This is a genomic window from Dorea phocaeensis (genome assembly GCF_900240315.1).
GTDB classification, from domain to species: domain Bacteria; phylum Bacillota; class Clostridia; order Lachnospirales; family Lachnospiraceae; genus Dorea_B; species Dorea_B phocaeensis.
This window is the reverse complement of record NZ_OEPZ01000003.1, coordinates 107,600-122,243: the sequence shown is the minus strand read 5'-3', so window position 1 is coordinate 122,243 and position 14,644 is coordinate 107,600. Positions and strand designations below refer to the sequence as shown.

Annotated in this window: 21 protein-coding genes and 1 pseudogene; all 22 read left to right on the top strand. The window is 39.7% G+C overall.

Annotation, left to right across the window (positions count from 1 at the left end; genetic code table 11):
- Nucleotides 1–10: 10 nt before the first annotated feature.
- Nucleotides 11–193: a hypothetical protein gene (locus tag C0979_RS07650; protein WP_101695401.1), complete on the top strand. Its 183-nt coding sequence runs from the start codon at nucleotides 11–13 to the stop codon at nucleotides 191–193.
- Complete coding sequence (locus C0979_RS07645; RefSeq protein WP_101695400.1) at nucleotides 193–477, top strand: toxin; 285 nt, start codon at nucleotides 193–195, stop codon at nucleotides 475–477. Before C0979_RS07650 ends, C0979_RS07645 begins: the two co-directional genes overlap by 1 nt.
- A 57-nt stretch (nucleotides 478–534) precedes the next feature.
- Complete coding sequence (locus C0979_RS07640; protein ID WP_101695399.1) at nucleotides 535–951, top strand: phage holin family protein; 417 nt, start codon at nucleotides 535–537, stop codon at nucleotides 949–951.
- Nucleotide 952: 1 nt separating this feature from the next.
- Nucleotides 953–1,972: an N-acetylmuramoyl-L-alanine amidase gene (locus C0979_RS07635; RefSeq protein WP_101695398.1), complete on the top strand. Its 1,020-nt coding sequence runs from the start codon at nucleotides 953–955 to the stop codon at nucleotides 1,970–1,972.
- Between the two features lie 232 nt (nucleotides 1,973–2,204).
- Entirely contained in the window at nucleotides 2,205–2,399 is a 195-nt protein-coding gene (locus C0979_RS07630) for a hypothetical protein (protein WP_101695397.1), read from the top strand.
- The gene (locus C0979_RS07625; protein ID WP_101695396.1) at nucleotides 2,396–2,752 is read left to right on the top strand and encodes an rRNA biogenesis protein rrp5; all 357 of its coding nucleotides are present in this window, start codon (nucleotides 2,396–2,398) and stop codon (nucleotides 2,750–2,752) included. Before C0979_RS07630 ends, C0979_RS07625 begins: the two co-directional genes overlap by 4 nt.
- The gene (locus C0979_RS07620; RefSeq protein ID WP_101695395.1) at nucleotides 2,745–3,875 is read left to right on the top strand and encodes a DUF2800 domain-containing protein; all 1,131 of its coding nucleotides are present in this window, start codon (nucleotides 2,745–2,747) and stop codon (nucleotides 3,873–3,875) included. The genes C0979_RS07625 and C0979_RS07620 overlap by 8 nt, the downstream gene beginning before the upstream one ends.
- A gap of 5 nt (nucleotides 3,876–3,880) precedes the next feature.
- On the top strand, nucleotides 3,881–4,429 hold the full coding sequence (locus C0979_RS07615) for a DUF2815 family protein (protein ID WP_101695394.1): 549 nt from the start codon (nucleotides 3,881–3,883) through the stop codon (nucleotides 4,427–4,429).
- A gap of 81 nt (nucleotides 4,430–4,510) precedes the next feature.
- Nucleotides 4,511–6,463, top strand: coding sequence for a DNA polymerase (locus C0979_RS07610; RefSeq protein WP_101695669.1), 1,953 nt, complete (start codon nucleotides 4,511–4,513; stop codon nucleotides 6,461–6,463).
- Between the two features lie 57 nt (nucleotides 6,464–6,520).
- Entirely contained in the window at nucleotides 6,521–6,931 is a 411-nt protein-coding gene (locus tag C0979_RS07605; protein WP_101695393.1) for an RNA polymerase subunit sigma-70, read from the top strand.
- A complete protein-coding gene (locus C0979_RS07600; RefSeq protein ID WP_101695392.1) occupies nucleotides 6,924–7,118 on the top strand; it encodes an excisionase in 195 nt (64 codons plus the stop codon). Before C0979_RS07605 ends, C0979_RS07600 begins: the two co-directional genes overlap by 8 nt.
- An 82-nt stretch (nucleotides 7,119–7,200) precedes the next feature.
- Nucleotides 7,201–7,437, top strand: coding sequence for a helix-turn-helix domain-containing protein (locus C0979_RS07595; protein ID WP_101695391.1), 237 nt, complete (start codon nucleotides 7,201–7,203; stop codon nucleotides 7,435–7,437).
- Nucleotides 7,406–8,440: pseudogene (locus C0979_RS07590) on the top strand (integrase DNA-binding domain-containing protein); the annotation flags it as partial. The gene C0979_RS07595 and the pseudogene C0979_RS07590, both read left to right, overlap by 32 nt.
- 285 nt (nucleotides 8,441–8,725) lie before the next feature.
- Nucleotides 8,726–9,511: a ParA family protein gene (locus tag C0979_RS07585; RefSeq protein ID WP_054337283.1), complete on the top strand. Its 786-nt coding sequence runs from the start codon at nucleotides 8,726–8,728 to the stop codon at nucleotides 9,509–9,511.
- On the top strand, nucleotides 9,501–10,397 hold the full coding sequence (locus C0979_RS07580) for a ParB/RepB/Spo0J family partition protein (RefSeq protein WP_101695389.1): 897 nt from the start codon (nucleotides 9,501–9,503) through the stop codon (nucleotides 10,395–10,397). The genes C0979_RS07585 and C0979_RS07580 overlap by 11 nt, the downstream gene beginning before the upstream one ends.
- 35 nt (nucleotides 10,398–10,432) lie before the next feature.
- Nucleotides 10,433–10,744 carry a DUF6050 family protein gene (locus tag C0979_RS07575; RefSeq protein ID WP_054337282.1) on the top strand — a complete coding sequence of 104 codons (312 nt, stop codon included), beginning with the start codon at nucleotides 10,433–10,435 and terminating at the stop codon, nucleotides 10,742–10,744.
- A gap of 127 nt (nucleotides 10,745–10,871) precedes the next feature.
- On the top strand, nucleotides 10,872–11,270 hold the full coding sequence (locus C0979_RS07570; protein ID WP_044921493.1) for a hypothetical protein: 399 nt from the start codon (nucleotides 10,872–10,874) through the stop codon (nucleotides 11,268–11,270).
- Nucleotides 11,271–11,283: 13 nt separating this feature from the next.
- Nucleotides 11,284–11,682, top strand: coding sequence for a single-stranded DNA-binding protein (locus C0979_RS07565; RefSeq protein WP_054337281.1), 399 nt, complete (start codon nucleotides 11,284–11,286; stop codon nucleotides 11,680–11,682).
- Nucleotides 11,683–11,693: 11 nt separating this feature from the next.
- The gene (locus C0979_RS07560; protein ID WP_101695388.1) at nucleotides 11,694–12,086 is read left to right on the top strand and encodes a hypothetical protein; all 393 of its coding nucleotides are present in this window, start codon (nucleotides 11,694–11,696) and stop codon (nucleotides 12,084–12,086) included.
- A complete protein-coding gene (locus C0979_RS07555) occupies nucleotides 12,079–12,960 on the top strand; it encodes a replication initiator protein A (protein WP_054337280.1) in 882 nt (293 codons plus the stop codon). The genes C0979_RS07560 and C0979_RS07555 overlap by 8 nt, the downstream gene beginning before the upstream one ends.
- A 10-nt stretch (nucleotides 12,961–12,970) precedes the next feature.
- Nucleotides 12,971–13,789 (top strand): replication initiator protein A, encoded by an 819-nt coding sequence (locus C0979_RS07550; RefSeq protein ID WP_101695387.1) that lies wholly within the window; start codon nucleotides 12,971–12,973, stop codon nucleotides 13,787–13,789.
- Complete coding sequence (locus C0979_RS07545; protein WP_101695386.1) at nucleotides 13,789–14,583, top strand: ATP-binding protein; 795 nt, start codon at nucleotides 13,789–13,791, stop codon at nucleotides 14,581–14,583. The genes C0979_RS07550 and C0979_RS07545 overlap by 1 nt, the downstream gene beginning before the upstream one ends.
- Nucleotides 14,584–14,644: the final 61 nt, after the last annotated feature.

Genomic DNA, 14,644 nt, shown 5'->3' with positions numbered 1-14,644 from the left:
GGAGGAGCATATGAAAAAAGAAAGGCTATTAGAAATTCACGAGATAATGAATGAAGAAAATAAAGGATCCGTGCTAAAAGCAACTGATAATAGCAAGGAACTAAAAAACAAAAAAGATAAAGTTGTAGATCTTTTGGAGCAGGTAAACAAGAAGTTGGACCTGCTCCTTTCTATTGTGGGAGGTAATCAGTGATGGAAAAACCAAATATGAATTATGCTGTAGCATATCAGCGTTTTCGCTCAGAATTAAATGGACAGATTATTCAGCTGCAAAAAGAATATCCGATTCCAACTTATATGGTAGAAGGAATTCTTGCAGGTATCTTGGCGGATGTAAGGTCTGCTACCATAGGAGAATCTGTATTAGAAGAAAAGAACTATGGCGAAGAGTTAAAGAATTATTACGAGAATACCATCAATGAATTAAATGATGAGATCATTAAGACAAAGGCGGAAAAAGAGAAAAGTGATGATTAGGGCAGATGCTGAAGGCACCTGCTTTTTTCATATAGAGAAAGAAGGGAGGAATTCAATATGAAAGAATTTTGGAACACAATTCAGTTTATTTTTACAGGTATTGGAGGATGGCTAGGCTACTTTTTAGGTGGCTGGGATGGTCTTTTATATGCACTTGTAGCCTTTGTGGTAGTCGATTATGTGACTGGGGTGATGTGTGCCATCAATGATAAAACGCTATCTAGTGCAGTCGGCTTTAAAGGAATTTGTAGAAAAGTCCTTATTTTCATGCTTGTAGGAATCGCACAGATCCTTGATGTGAATGTGATTGGAACAGGAAGTGTTCTTCGAACAGCGGTCATTTTCTTTTATATCTCCAATGAAGGAGTATCACTTCTTGAAAATGCAACGCACTTAGGACTTCCGGTGCCGGAAAAAATAAAGGATGTCTTACAGCAGTTACATGAACGATCAGAAGAAAAGGAGGAAAAGTAACATGTCAAACAGTAAATTAGTATCTTATACAAAGCTTAGTCCAAACCATTCAGGACATAGAACCCATGCCATTGACCGCATCACGCCACATTGCGTAGTCGGTCAGTGCAGTGTAGAAACATTAGGTAATATTTTTGCTCCTGCATCAAGAGAAGCAAGCTCAAACTATGGGATTGGTGTGGATGGTAGAATCGCAATGTATGTAGAAGAAAAGAACCGTAGCTGGTGCTCTTCATCAAATGCCAACGATCAGAGAGCCGTTACGATTGAATGTGCAAGTGATACCTATGAGCCTTATGCTATGAACTCAAAGGTATATGACTCACTTGTAAATCTTTGTACAGATATCTGTAGAAGAAATGGAAAAAATAAACTTTTATGGCTTGGAGATAAGAATAGAACCCTTAACTATTCTCCAAAATCGAATGAAATGGTGCTTACTGTACATAGATGGTTTGCCAATAAAAGCTGCCCAGGAAACTGGCTTTATGCTCGTCTAGGTGATTTAGCAAATAAGGTCACAGCAAATTTACAGGGAGTTCCTGTTAAACCATCACCTTCTCCATCAAAATCCATTGATGCGATTGCAAGAGAAGTCATTCGTGGCGGCTGGGGGAACGGTGCTGATAGAAAAGCAAGACTAGAGTCAGCAGGATATAACTATAGTGCAGTTCAGGAAAGGGTTAATGAACTTTTGTATGGAAGTAATGCTCCATCACCTTCTCCTTCAAAGTCAGTTGATGCGATTGCAAGAGAAGTGATCCGTGGAGACTGGGGAAATGGCGCTGATAGAAAAACAAGATTAGAGTCAGCAGGATATAGCTATAGTGCAGTTCAGGAAAGGGTCAATGAAATTCTATATGGAAGTAATACTTCCGCACCATCAAAGTCCATTGATACGATTGCAAGAGAGGTCATTCGTGGTGATTGGGGGAATGGTCAGGATAGAAAGAATCGTCTTACTGCAGCGGGATATAGTTACCATGAGGTACAGAAAAGAGTCAATGAAATCTTAAAATAAGAAATAATCGAAACAGTGCTGTAAGCCTGCTTACATTCTTTGGAGTGTAGGCAGGCTTTATTTTTTTTATTTCAAAACGTCCTTTTGATGCTCTTTTCAAGGCTACTAGTTAGGAAGAGAGAAACAAGGAAAAAAGAAAAATAAAAAAGTTTTTCAAAAAACGTCCTTTTGAACCTCTTCCCAAGGCTACATGTTAGAGAGAAACAAATCTCTCGGAATTGGAGGTGTAACGATGAAACATAATCTTCACATTAGTGTTTCTGACAAGCCACAACGAAACGGTATGGTGTCCTGCAAGTGTATCACGCTTCGAGAACGATTTATGAGATTGCTGTTTGGTAAAAAACAGAAAATCACGATTCTTGTTCCGGGTGACATGATTGAGGAACTGGCCATTTCAAGAGTTACGGAAGGAGGTAGACCATGAATAAAGTAACGGAATTACTTGATGCAGTTGTCGGTGTCATTACAAATGTGCGTAATCTGGCAGACAGTCTTCAGGGGGTAGCAGATGTTCTTACAGAAATGAAATCTGTAGAAGGAATCAATGACCAGCCTGTGGCGCAGATTCCTGAAAAAGCTACTAAGCCTAAAAAGGAAAAAGCCAAGGTTTACACACTCGAAGATGTAAGAGGTGTTCTTGCTGAAAAGAGTCAGAACGGACTTACATCAGAAGTTAAGGGTTTGATTGCAAAGTTTGGAGGCAACAAGTTATCGGATATCGACCCTAGCAATTATGAAGCAATCATCAAAGAGGCGGAGGGACTTGGTAATGAGTAATCATGCATTTCTTTCTCCTTCCAGTTCTCACAGATGGCTCAACTGCACACCGAGTGCAAAGCTTGAATCAGAATATGAAAATAAAACAAGCCAGGCAGCAGAAGAAGGAACAGCAGCTCACGCACAATGTGAACACAAGTTAAAGAAGGCACTCCGCAGAAGAAGTAAAAGACCTATTTCATCTTATGACAGTGATGAAATGCAGGAACACACAGATGCATATGTGGATTTTGTCTTAGAACAACTTGATATTGCAAAACAAAATTGCAAAGATCCATTGGTGCTGATAGAGCAGCATGTAGATTTCTCTGAATATGTGCCAGAAGGATATGGAACAGCAGACTGTGTGATTGTTTCGGATGATAAGCTTCATATCATTGATTTCAAATATGGCATGGGAGTTTTGGTAGATGCTACAGATAATCCACAGATGAAATGTTATGCTCTCGGTGCCCTTGCAATCTATGACAGTTTATATGATATCGAAGAGGTATCAATGTCCATCTTTCAGCCCCGCAGAGAAAATGTAAATACATGGACAATTTCAGTAACGGAATTGAAAGGCTGGGCAGAAGAAGTCTTAAAACCAAGAGCACAAATGGCTATGAATGGAGAAGGCGAATATTGTCCTGGCGAATGGTGTACCTTTTGCAAAGCTGCAGTCAGATGCAGAGCAAGGGCAGAAGAAAAATTAAAACTGGCACAGAAAGAGTTCAAACTTCCACCACTTCTTACAGATTCAGAAGTTGAAGAAATTTTATCGGTTATTCCTGATCTTACAAAGTGGGCAAATGAGATTATGACCTATGCTACCGAATCAGCAGTAAACCACGGCAAGCAGTGGAAGGGATTTAAGGTTGTTGCAGGACGCTCTATCCGTAAATACAAGGATGAAGAGGAAGTAGCAAAAGCAGCAAAGGAAGCAGGTTATAAGGATATTTACCGTCAGAGCCTCATCACTCTTACAGAGATGCAGAAACTGATGGGTAAAGCAACATTTGAAAAGGTACTGGGTGACCTTATCTACAAACCACCCGGAAAGCCGACTCTTGTACCTAATTCGGATAAGAGAGAGGCAATGAATATATCAGACGCTAAAAACGAATTTAAAATGGAGGATTAACGATTATGGCGAATGTAAGTAAAACAAAGGTTATCACAGGCAAGAACACAAGACTTTCTTATTTCCATGGATGGGAGCCTACATCTATCAACGGCGGTCCTGAAAGATACAGTGTATCTGTTCTTATTCCAAAGGATGATAAGGAAACAGTACAGTCAATTGAGCGTGCAATTGATGCCGCTATTGAGGAAGGCATTGCAAAGTTTGGAGGCAAGAAGCCTAACAAGGCAGCAATCAAGCTTCCTCTTCGTGACGGAGATACAGAGCGTGAGGACGAGGCTTATGCCGGACACTGGTTCATCAATGCCAACAGTAAGACAGCACCACAGATTGTTGATAAGGCAGTAAAGCCTATCCTTGACCGTGATGAAGTGTACAGTGGTTGCTATGCGAGAGTGTCTCTTAACTTCTACGCATTCAATTCTAATGGTAATAAGGGTATTGCCTGTGGTCTTGGAAATATTCAGAAGATTAGAGATGGAGAGCCTCTTGGTGGTCGCAGTTCTGCAATGGATGACTTTAGTACAGAGGAAGATGACGATTTCTTATCTTAATCTGAACGAACCCCTTAATTTCTGGCAGGCGGTGGAGGAGTATTCTCTGCCGTCTGTTTTACTTTGGAAGGAAGTGAGAATGTGAAATCAATCAGTATAGATATTGAAACTTTTTCAAGTGTGAGTCTGCAAAAATCTGGAGTCTATCGCTATGCAGAAAGCGAGGACTTTGAGATTCTGCTTTTCGGATACTCTGTTGATGGTAGTGAGGTCAAGGTTGTGGATCTGGCAATGGGAGAAAAGATACCAGACGATATTATTGATGCCTTAACGGATGATGGAGTAATAAAGTGGGCGTTCAATGCACAGTTTGAGAGAGTCTGCTTATCCAGGTATCTTCGAGATAATGGTGTATCTATCGGGGGATATTGTATTGATCCTGTGTCATGGCATTGTACTCTTGTTTGGGCAGCAACTCTTGGACTTCCATTATCTCTTGAAGGAGTAGGTGCCGTTCTTGGACTTGAAAAGCAGAAACTATCGGAAGGAAAGAATCTCATCAAATACTTCTGTGTTCCCTGTTCTCCAACCAAGGTTAACGGTGGCAGAACAAGAAATATGCCATATCACGATTTGGAGAAGTGGATACAGTTTAAGGCATATAATCTTCGAGATGTTGAAACAGAAATGGGTATCCAGCAGAAGCTTTCAAGATTCCCTGTAAGCAAAAGCATCTGGGACGAGTATCATTTAGACCAGGAAATCAATGACCGTGGAATCGGTGTTGATATGGTTTTTGTTAAGAATGCGATAGCATTTGATGATAAGAGTAAGGTTTCCCTTACAGAACAGATGCAGGAACTTACTGGTCTTGAGAATCCGAATTCTGTACAGCAGATGAAGAACTGGCTTTCAGAGAATGGACTTGAAACAGATAGTCTTGGTAAGAAGGCGGTGGCAGAGATGATGAAAGATGCTCCTAAACATCTTGTTGATGTATTATCTCTTCGTCAGCAGCTTGCAAAAAGCAGTGTTAAGAAATATACGGCTATGGAAAATGCTGTGTGCGAAGATAGCAGAGTACGAGGAATGTTTCAGTTTTACGGTGCCAACAGAACGGGTAGGTTTGCCGGAAGACTGGTGCAGCTACAAAACCTCCCTCAGAACCATATGACAGACCTTGCCGAAGCTAGAGGGTTAGTTCGTACAGGCAACTTTGATGCTCTTGAACTATTATATGATGATATTCCGGATACCTTGTCACAGCTGATTCGTACAGCCTTTGTGCCACAGGGTGATAACAAATTCATCGTTGCGGACTTTTCTGCTATTGAAGCTCGAATTCTTGCATGGCTTGCTGGAGAAAGATGGAGAATCAAGGTGTTTGAAGAAGGAAAGGATATCTACTGCAGCAGTGCATCACAGATGTTTGGTGTGCCTGTAGAAAAGCATGGCATTAATGGACACTTAAGGCAGAAAGGTAAGATTGCTGAATTGGCCCTTGGCTATGGTGGCTCGGTCGGTGCATTAAAAGCTATGGGTGCTATCGAAATGGGTCTTACCGAAGAAGAGTTGCAACCACTTGTATATGCTTGGCGAAATTCTAATCCTGCAATCACAATGCTGTGGTGGGATATTGATAACTGTGTAAAGGAAACCGTCAAGAAAAGAATTACAACACAGACCCACGGTATCCGTTTTGAGTATGAGAGTGGATTCCTTTTTATTGTTCTTCCATCTGGCAGAAGGCTTGCATATGTAAAGCCTAAGATAGGGGTGAATCAGTTTGGTGGTGAGTCTGTTACCTATGAAGGTGTAGGCGGAACAAAGAAGTGGGAAAGGCTTGAAAGTTATGGTCCCAAGTTCTGTGAGAATATCACGCAGGCAATTGCAAGGGATGTACTTATGTATGCCATGCAGACTTTACGATGTTGTAATATCGTTGCTCATGTGCATGATGAAGTCATCATTGAGTGCAGAAAGGATATGTCCCTTGATGCCATATGTGAGCAGATGGGAAGGACACCACCTTGGGTAGAAGGACTTCTTCTTCGTGCAGATGGCTATGAATGTCAGTTTTATAAGAAAGATTAATGTAAAAACGTCCTTTTTTACCTCCTGCCAAGGCTACATGGTAGGAGGTGCTTTTTTATGACCAATGAAGAAAAAAGACAGATTGAGATTTATAGAAAAAACGGCTATGGGTATAAGCAGATTTCCAATTTGACGAAGTTATCTCTAAACACCATCAAATCTTTCTGTAGAAGAAATCACTTGATGGATGCCGATTTACAAGAACTTAAAGAGTCTAGTTTCTCTTGTGAGTGGTGTGGAAAGTCTGTCGAACAAAAAGAACACAGGAAACGAAAGAGGTTTTGCTCGGATACTTGTAGGAATAAATGGTGGAATAGTCATTTGGATCTGGTTAAGAGAAAGGCAAACTATAAAATTGTCTGTCCGAGTTGTAACAGCACCTTTACTGTGTACGGCAATGCAAATAGAAAGTTTTGCTGCCATGAATGCTACATAAAATATCGGTTTGGAGGGAAGAAGGATGAGTGAAATTTCGTATAGAGAACGCTACACGCTTTCAATTAAAGAGGCTGCATTATATTTTAATATTGGCATCAAGAAAATGAGAAGACTTGCGGAGGAAAATCTTGGAGCTTTTGCAGTAAAGAGTGGAAATCGATACTTGATTATTCGTACAAAATTCGAAGAATATCTTTGCAATAATTCTACGATATAGTTGCTTTTTATTTGCCAAAAATAGTTGCTATTTCAGGGGATTTACGGCAATATACGACTACCGAAAGAGAGGTGATGAGGATATGCATAAACCAACGCTTGAAGGGAAAGACTTTCTTACAGTGATTGAGACTGCAGAGTTTTTTGGCCTCAGCAGAAGAAAATTGTTTCGTTTGGTAGAGGAGAAGAACCTTCCATTTATGGCCATGTATGGAACACGAAAGCTTATTATAAAGGATGAGTTTATCAAGTATTTACAGAAACCAGGAGTGAAGGAGGGACTAGCAAATGGCAAGCCAAGGACAAAGAAGAGATTCTAAACATAGGATTTTACGAACTGGAGAATCTGTACGAGCGAATGGGAAATATCAGTATAAATACATGGTTGATGGAAAACCTAAGTTCTTATACAGTTGGAGACTTACGCCTGCTGACCCACAACCTGTAGGTAAGCAGCCATGCCTTTCTCTTAGAGAACTTGAAAAAATGGTAGGAAAGGATTTAGAGTCAAGACTTGATCCAACAGGGAAAACTTTAACGGTAAACGAACTTATTGCTCGATATCTTAAAACAAGAACAGGGGTAAAGCCTAATACACTTCAGAATTATAATTTTGTACAGAACATCATGAGTAAAGAAGAGTTTGGAAGTCGTAAGATAGCAGAAATTAAAACGTCTGATGCAAAGTTATTTCTTATTAAATTGCAACAAGATGGAAGAGGATCAAGCACAGTAAAGACTATAAGAGGAGTATTAAGACCTGCATTTCAAATGGCAGTAGATGATGATGTTTTAGTAAAGAATCCATTTGGATTTGAACTCGCAGGTGTTATTGTTAATACGGAGCATACAAGACAAGCGGTTACAAGGGCACAAATGAATAGTTTTCTTAAGTTTGTACGCTATGATAATGTCTACCATAAATACTATGATGTATTTTACCTTTTGTTTCATACAGGACTTAGAATATCGGAGTTCTGTGGACTTACCTTAAAAGATATTGATTTGGAAAATAGGATAATAAATATAGATCATCAGCTTCAGAGAACTTCCAAAATGGAGTATATTATCGAATCAACAAAGACAAATGCAGGAACAAGAAAGATTCCAATGACAGAAGATGTGTATCAAACATTTAAGCGAATATTGGAAAATAGACCAACGAATCTTCCAGAAATTATGGTGTGTGGATATGTTGGATTCCTTTTTAGAGATAAGAAAGGAATGCCAGAAGTAGCAATGCATTGGGAACATAGATTTAATCATGCAGTCAAAAGATATAATGACATTTTTAAAGTTCAAATTCCGAATATAACGCCTCATGGTCGAGTTATAATAAGGACAAGTTAGAAAACTCCAGTAAATACAAGGGGTTGCACTAATTTAGTCCTTATTTTTAACTCCCTGAAAAAGGGAAAAATAAGGCAGCGCTGTCATTCCAGAATATGAATTATTACAGATCCAGACTGGAAATGGATTTGTGTAAGACAAGAGTAAAAACAACAGAATTATTGTAATTATAGGACTGAATTAGCTCGCACGGAATATAGATTCCGGTTGTCTAATTCAGTCCTCTTTTTGATTGACGACGATGAAAGGTGATGAAAAATGGCTAGAATTATTTCTATTGTAAACCAAAAAGGGGGAACGGGAAAATCCGCATGTACAGCTAATTTAGCAGTAGGATTAGCACAAAAGAATATGAAAGTGTTGATTGTAGATGCCGATCCACAGTCTGATGTATCCGCAGGATTTGGATATCGTGATTGTGATGACAGTAATGAAACACTTACAGCTCTTATGGATGCAGTAATGAAAGATGAAGATATTCCTTCAGACTGTTATATCAGACATCAGGCAGAGGGAATAGACATTATCTGTTCTAACATTGGACTGGCAGGTACGGAAGTACAGTTGGTAAATGCAATGAGCAGGGAATATGTATTGAAACAGATTTTATATGGTATCAAGGATCAATATGATGCAGTCATTATTGACTGTATGCCATCATTGGGAATGATTACGATCAATGCGCTGGCTGCATCAGATGAAGTCCTCATTCCAGTTGAAGCGTCCTACCTGCCAATCAAAGGCTTGCAGCAGTTGTTAAAAACAATCGGTAAGGTTCGTAAGCAGATTAATCCGAAGTTGCAAGTCGGTGGGATTCTGTTCACGATGGTCGATGCGCATACAAATGATGCCAGAAATAATATGGAACTTCTCAGAAATGTATATGGAAGTCAAATTCATATCTTTGATAATTATATTCCATTTTCTGTAAGAATGAAGGAAGCAGTCAGAGAAGGACAGAGTATTTTCTCTTATGATCCGAAAGGCAAAGCTACAGAAGCTTATCGGAGAGTGACGGAGGAGGTGCTGAAAGATGCCATCTAAAAAAAGAGCAACTCCCATTTCCTTACAGCCACTTGATGCGTTGTTTGGAACAAACGAAGAAACAAACAATGGAATTTGCGAGATAGAAATAGGAAGCCTTCATCCATTTCCAAATCACCCGTTTCAAGTAAAAGATGATAAGAAAATGGAAGAATTATCAGAAAGCATTACACAATATGGCGTGTTGGTTCCTGGTATTGTGCGGTTGAGAGAGTCTGGTGGTTATGAGCTGGTAGCTGGTCATAGGCGAAAACGAGCATGTGAACTTGCAGGATTAGAGAAAATGCCGGTTATCATCAAAGATCTTACGGATGATGAAGCGACGGTGATCATGGTAGATTCCAACATTCAGCGAGAAGAGCTGCTGATCAGCGAAAAGGCATTCGCTTATAAAATGAAATACGAGGCGTTAAAGCGTCAGGGGAAACGATCTGATTTAACTTCTTGCCAACTTGGCAAGAAGTTGGCGGCGGAAGAAGTCAGTCAGAATACAGGAGATAGTTCCAGGCAGATTCTTCGATATATTCATCTGACAGAGTTGATAGCAGAGTTTTTAGAACTGGCAGACGAGAAGAAGCTTCCCTTTAATACAGCTGTTGAAGTTTCATATTTGAGAAGTGAAGAACAACAGATATTGCTTCAGTATATGAGTAATCACAATATGGTACCGTCCATGAAGCAGGCAAAGGAATTGAAGCAGATTTCAAAAGAGCAGATGTTGACGTATTCAGAGATTGATCAGATCTGTATGAATGAAAGTACTGAGAAAGTACAGGTACAGATTCCGGCGAAAAAGCTGAAACAGTATTTTCCTGAGTCATATTCTAAAGCTCAGATGGAAGAAGTGATATTTATGCTCCTGGCATCCTGGGCAGAAAAACAATAATATGATATGCGAAGTTGGACAGAAGGAATGAAAAGATGATGATAGAAGATGTAATTAAAAAATCAATATTGCCACTGGCATTTATGCTATTCTGGTTTTGGATGGTATCCACCATCATGAAAGTCAGTGGACAGACAGACTTGTTCTGGTGGATATTTCTTTCCGGACTTCCATTTGGAATACATAAAATGCGGCTGATCCTGATTCCAAAAGGAATGGATATAACAGCAACACTTGGGATGACTGCATTAAGTGTCATCATTGGAGCTTTGATTGGAAGTATCATGATTCCAGTGTATGTAATCCGTGCGGTATACGTTTTCTTACGATATATCATCGGAAAATAATTGAATATTTGATAAGAGGCAGGCTTGCGAAAATAAAATCGTAAGCTTGCCTCTTTTTTTGTGCCCAAAATCAGGCAATTCAGGGGAAATCCCTTTTGCAAATATATATACTTGGAGGATTTTTAAGATGAGAGAACGAATTGAAAGTAAGCATGTAACAAAAGAAATCAAAAGTCAGATGCCAGTGATTCCGGTGGAAATTGTTAAAGAAAGAGGCTGTACGTTCTGCCCGTATTATCTGGGAAATTATGAGAAACAGCCACGCTGTATGATGAAAACCTGTGCCTGGGATGATGAAAATGAACGTTTCCATCCAGTTCTTCGTGAACTGATCCCATTTTACAAAGAGAAGATGGAAAAAGCAGAAGAAAAGTTCCTGGCAATGAAAAAGATTTATACAACACTGTTAGGAATGTTTGCCGATGAAATGAAGCAAGAAGAGTTGGAAAAAGATGAATGTTACGGATGTGCCTATGGAAAATGTGGACCATGTATCGGTATCTGTTACAAATCAATGAAAGCATAGGAGGGGTAAGCCAATGAATACAACAGTTATTTCCGGGCGATTGGTAAGAAATCCCGGATACAACGAAGTGGAGAATGAAAAAGGACTTCATAAGATTGCCAAGTTTGTTCTGGCAGTCAGAAGAAATTATTCCGATGAAGTCAGTTTCATTCCGGTAAAAGCTTTTGCAAAGAAAGCAGAATTTGCCAGAGATTATCTGATACAGGGAACGAAGGTCATGGTGGAAGGCGAGATTGTCACGGGTAATTATGAAGATAAAGATACCAGGAAAAAGATTTATACCACCGAAGTGTATGCAAACAGGATTGAATTTGCAGGTGCAAAAATGGTTGACAGACCACCGTTTCCAGAAGATGCGGAAGGGTTCTTAGAGATACCGGAGGGCATGGAAGAAGAAATGCCGTTTAGATAGGAGGATAAAAGATGGTTTCAGTAGATCAGGCGTATATGGTAGGGCATATGAAAAATGCCGATGGAAGTATCAATAACAAAAATGTAGTGCTGTCAGCAGCATGTGAAGCGGCGGAACTGTTCCAGTGCATAATGTCAGTAAATCAGAAACTGGAGGACTGGCAGAGATTTAACCACACCTTGGAGATGCATCTTAGAAGTGTGGAATGTGAGAAAATCCATGATATCTGTCAGGCAGTATATGGAATGAAACATCCGTCCAATGAACTGGAAGGACTGTATCTGGCAAGAGAGGATGAACAGATATGCCTGCTGTATTATCAGGTATTTGTGGGTATGTTGGAAATCAATATTACTTCAGCCGAAGTGCTGTACAAACAGAAGGAGGAAACAATCAATGAGTAAGATGGAGTATATGCCGGTAGATTGTCTGCAGGTGCCAAAGATGCTGTTCCAGATGGATAAATACAAGAATCTGTCAAATACAGCAAAGATTTTATACAGCTTATTTCTGGATCGTTTAAAATTTGCGGTGCAGAATGGCTGGGTAGATGGTGAAGGGGATTTGTTTGTAATCTATCCGAAAAGTGAAATGAAAAAAGACTTGAATACGACCAGATATGGTGTAGATCAGGCAGTACAGGAACTGGTGGAGATTGGAAATCTGGTGCGCATTATTCCGAACAATGGAAAGGCGAACCACTTTTATATCAATGATATTTATGAAAATGAGATGGAGGAAGAATCAATGATGACATTAGACAGAATTATGGCAAATATGCCGATGGAAGAAAGAGAAATTATTATGGATAAGATGGTGAAAGCATCCAGAGATATTTTGGAAACTATTGCGGATATGGGATATCTGGATGAATATGAGACACCACTGACTCCTATGGAAGAGCGGGGCTATTACGATGAAGAAGGTAATCTTGATATTGATGCCATAGAAGCCGATGGCTATGAGTTTGGTATGGATCTGGCATTTGGCGTGTTATCTGTATTTGATGGAAATCCTGAACGTGTGCTAGAAATTCAGAAATATGTAAATGAACAGTATGAGTGCTGCTCTAATAAGAAGTTTATGAAAGTTCTGGAAACGATCGCACGAATGAATGGAAACGAGGAGGTTTATATCGAGGATATGTATGCCTGCAATAAAGAAGCAAGGAATTATTATCTGAGTGAGTTAATGATGTGCTTCAATTTTGTGTTTAATGAGATGTGTCATGGAACAGGCAGTGCAGCAGGGTGTGATTTTAATAATAAGGAAGAATAGGAAATAAGCTATGGCAGATTTTGAATATTTCAGAGCAGAAGAATCTGACCAGTTTTCTTTCTTTCGGATACCAAAAGCTCTGTTCACAGAAAAAGAGTTTGCAAGCCTGTCCACAGACGCAAAGCTTCTTTACGGAATTCTGCTTGATCGAATCAGTCTATCCAAGAAAAATGGCTGGATTGACAGTGATGGTTATGTCTATATCATTTACACGATTGCAGAATTGCAGGAGCTGTTGCGAATGTCGCATACAACAGTAACAAAGCTTCTTTATGAGCTTGACAGTGTGCATGGAATTGGATTGATCGAACGGTATCGGCAGGGGAATAATCGTCCTTCTGTCATATATGTGAAAAATTTTGTGAAACGGATCAGAGGAAAGCCAGTAAGATACTTTGCTTCTGGAACGCCAGAAACTGGAAATCCAGACTGCAAAGAATTGGAAATCCGGATTGCAAGAAACTGGAAGTCCGGAACGCAAAAAAATAGAAGTCCGGACTGCAAGAATCTGGATGGAAGTAATACTAAGATAAATAAGACTGAAAAGAATCATACTGATAAGAGTAAGGGCAATACTCCCGCTTGGGAAGAAAAATTCAGTCAGTATGGTAGATTTAAAAATGTTGTTCTGTCGGAAGCTGAACTGCAGGAGCTGATGACGCTATTTCCATGGGATTACCAGAAACGGATTGATCATCTTTCTGTTTATATGAAATCCAGTGGAAAAGAGTATCAGAACCATTTTGCAACAATCTGTCTTTGGGCAGAAAGGGATGGAACCAGGATAGGAATGGATAAATATGAATTTCAGGAAGGAGAAAGCCTGTGATGGAAAACAAAGTAACAGCAGATTATCTGGACGAAGAGGGATGTCTTCATTGTGGCACCTGTGGAAAAAGAAAACAGATGAAAGTCAGTCTGATGGGATTTGAGCATGTAGTGTCCTGTTTGTGCGAATGTGAGGTGAAAGCCAGACGGGAACTGGATGAAAAGATGCAGCGGGAAGAAGCACAGCGGCTGCTTTATCAGAGAAAATCCGTCGGACTTCGGGAAAGAAGATTTTGGGAATGGAAATTTGAAAATGACAATGGAAGCAATCAGAAGATACTAATTGCCAGGCAGTATGTAGAAAACTGGACAGATATGAAGAGAAAAAATGTAGGATTGCTTTTGATGGGACCAGTTGGAACTGGGAAAAGTTTCTTTGCAGGCTGTATTGCAAATGCACTTTTGGAACAGGGAGAACGTGTCATGATGACGAATTTTTCCAGAATTTTAAATGAAATGACCAGCTATCAGGCAGATAAGAACCAGATTATACAAAATCTTGTGGATTATCCGCTGCTGATTATTGATGACTTGGGAATAGAACGAAATTCCGAGTTTGCCCTGGAGCAGGTCTATAATGTGATAGACAGCCGTTATTGTAAAATGCTTCCGCTGATCGTAACAACGAATCTGGGACTGAATGAAATGAAATCGGCAGATTTAGATACTGCCCATCAGCGTATTTACAGCAGAATACTTGAAATGTGTGTTCCCATCTATTGTGGTGGAGAAGATAAGAGAAAAGAAGAAGGGACAGAAAAACTCGTACAGGTGCAGAACCTGATTACCGGTTAATCTGTTTTTTTCATTAAAGGGGGTGATTGCCATGATTACAGATATGGACAGCAGTTGAATC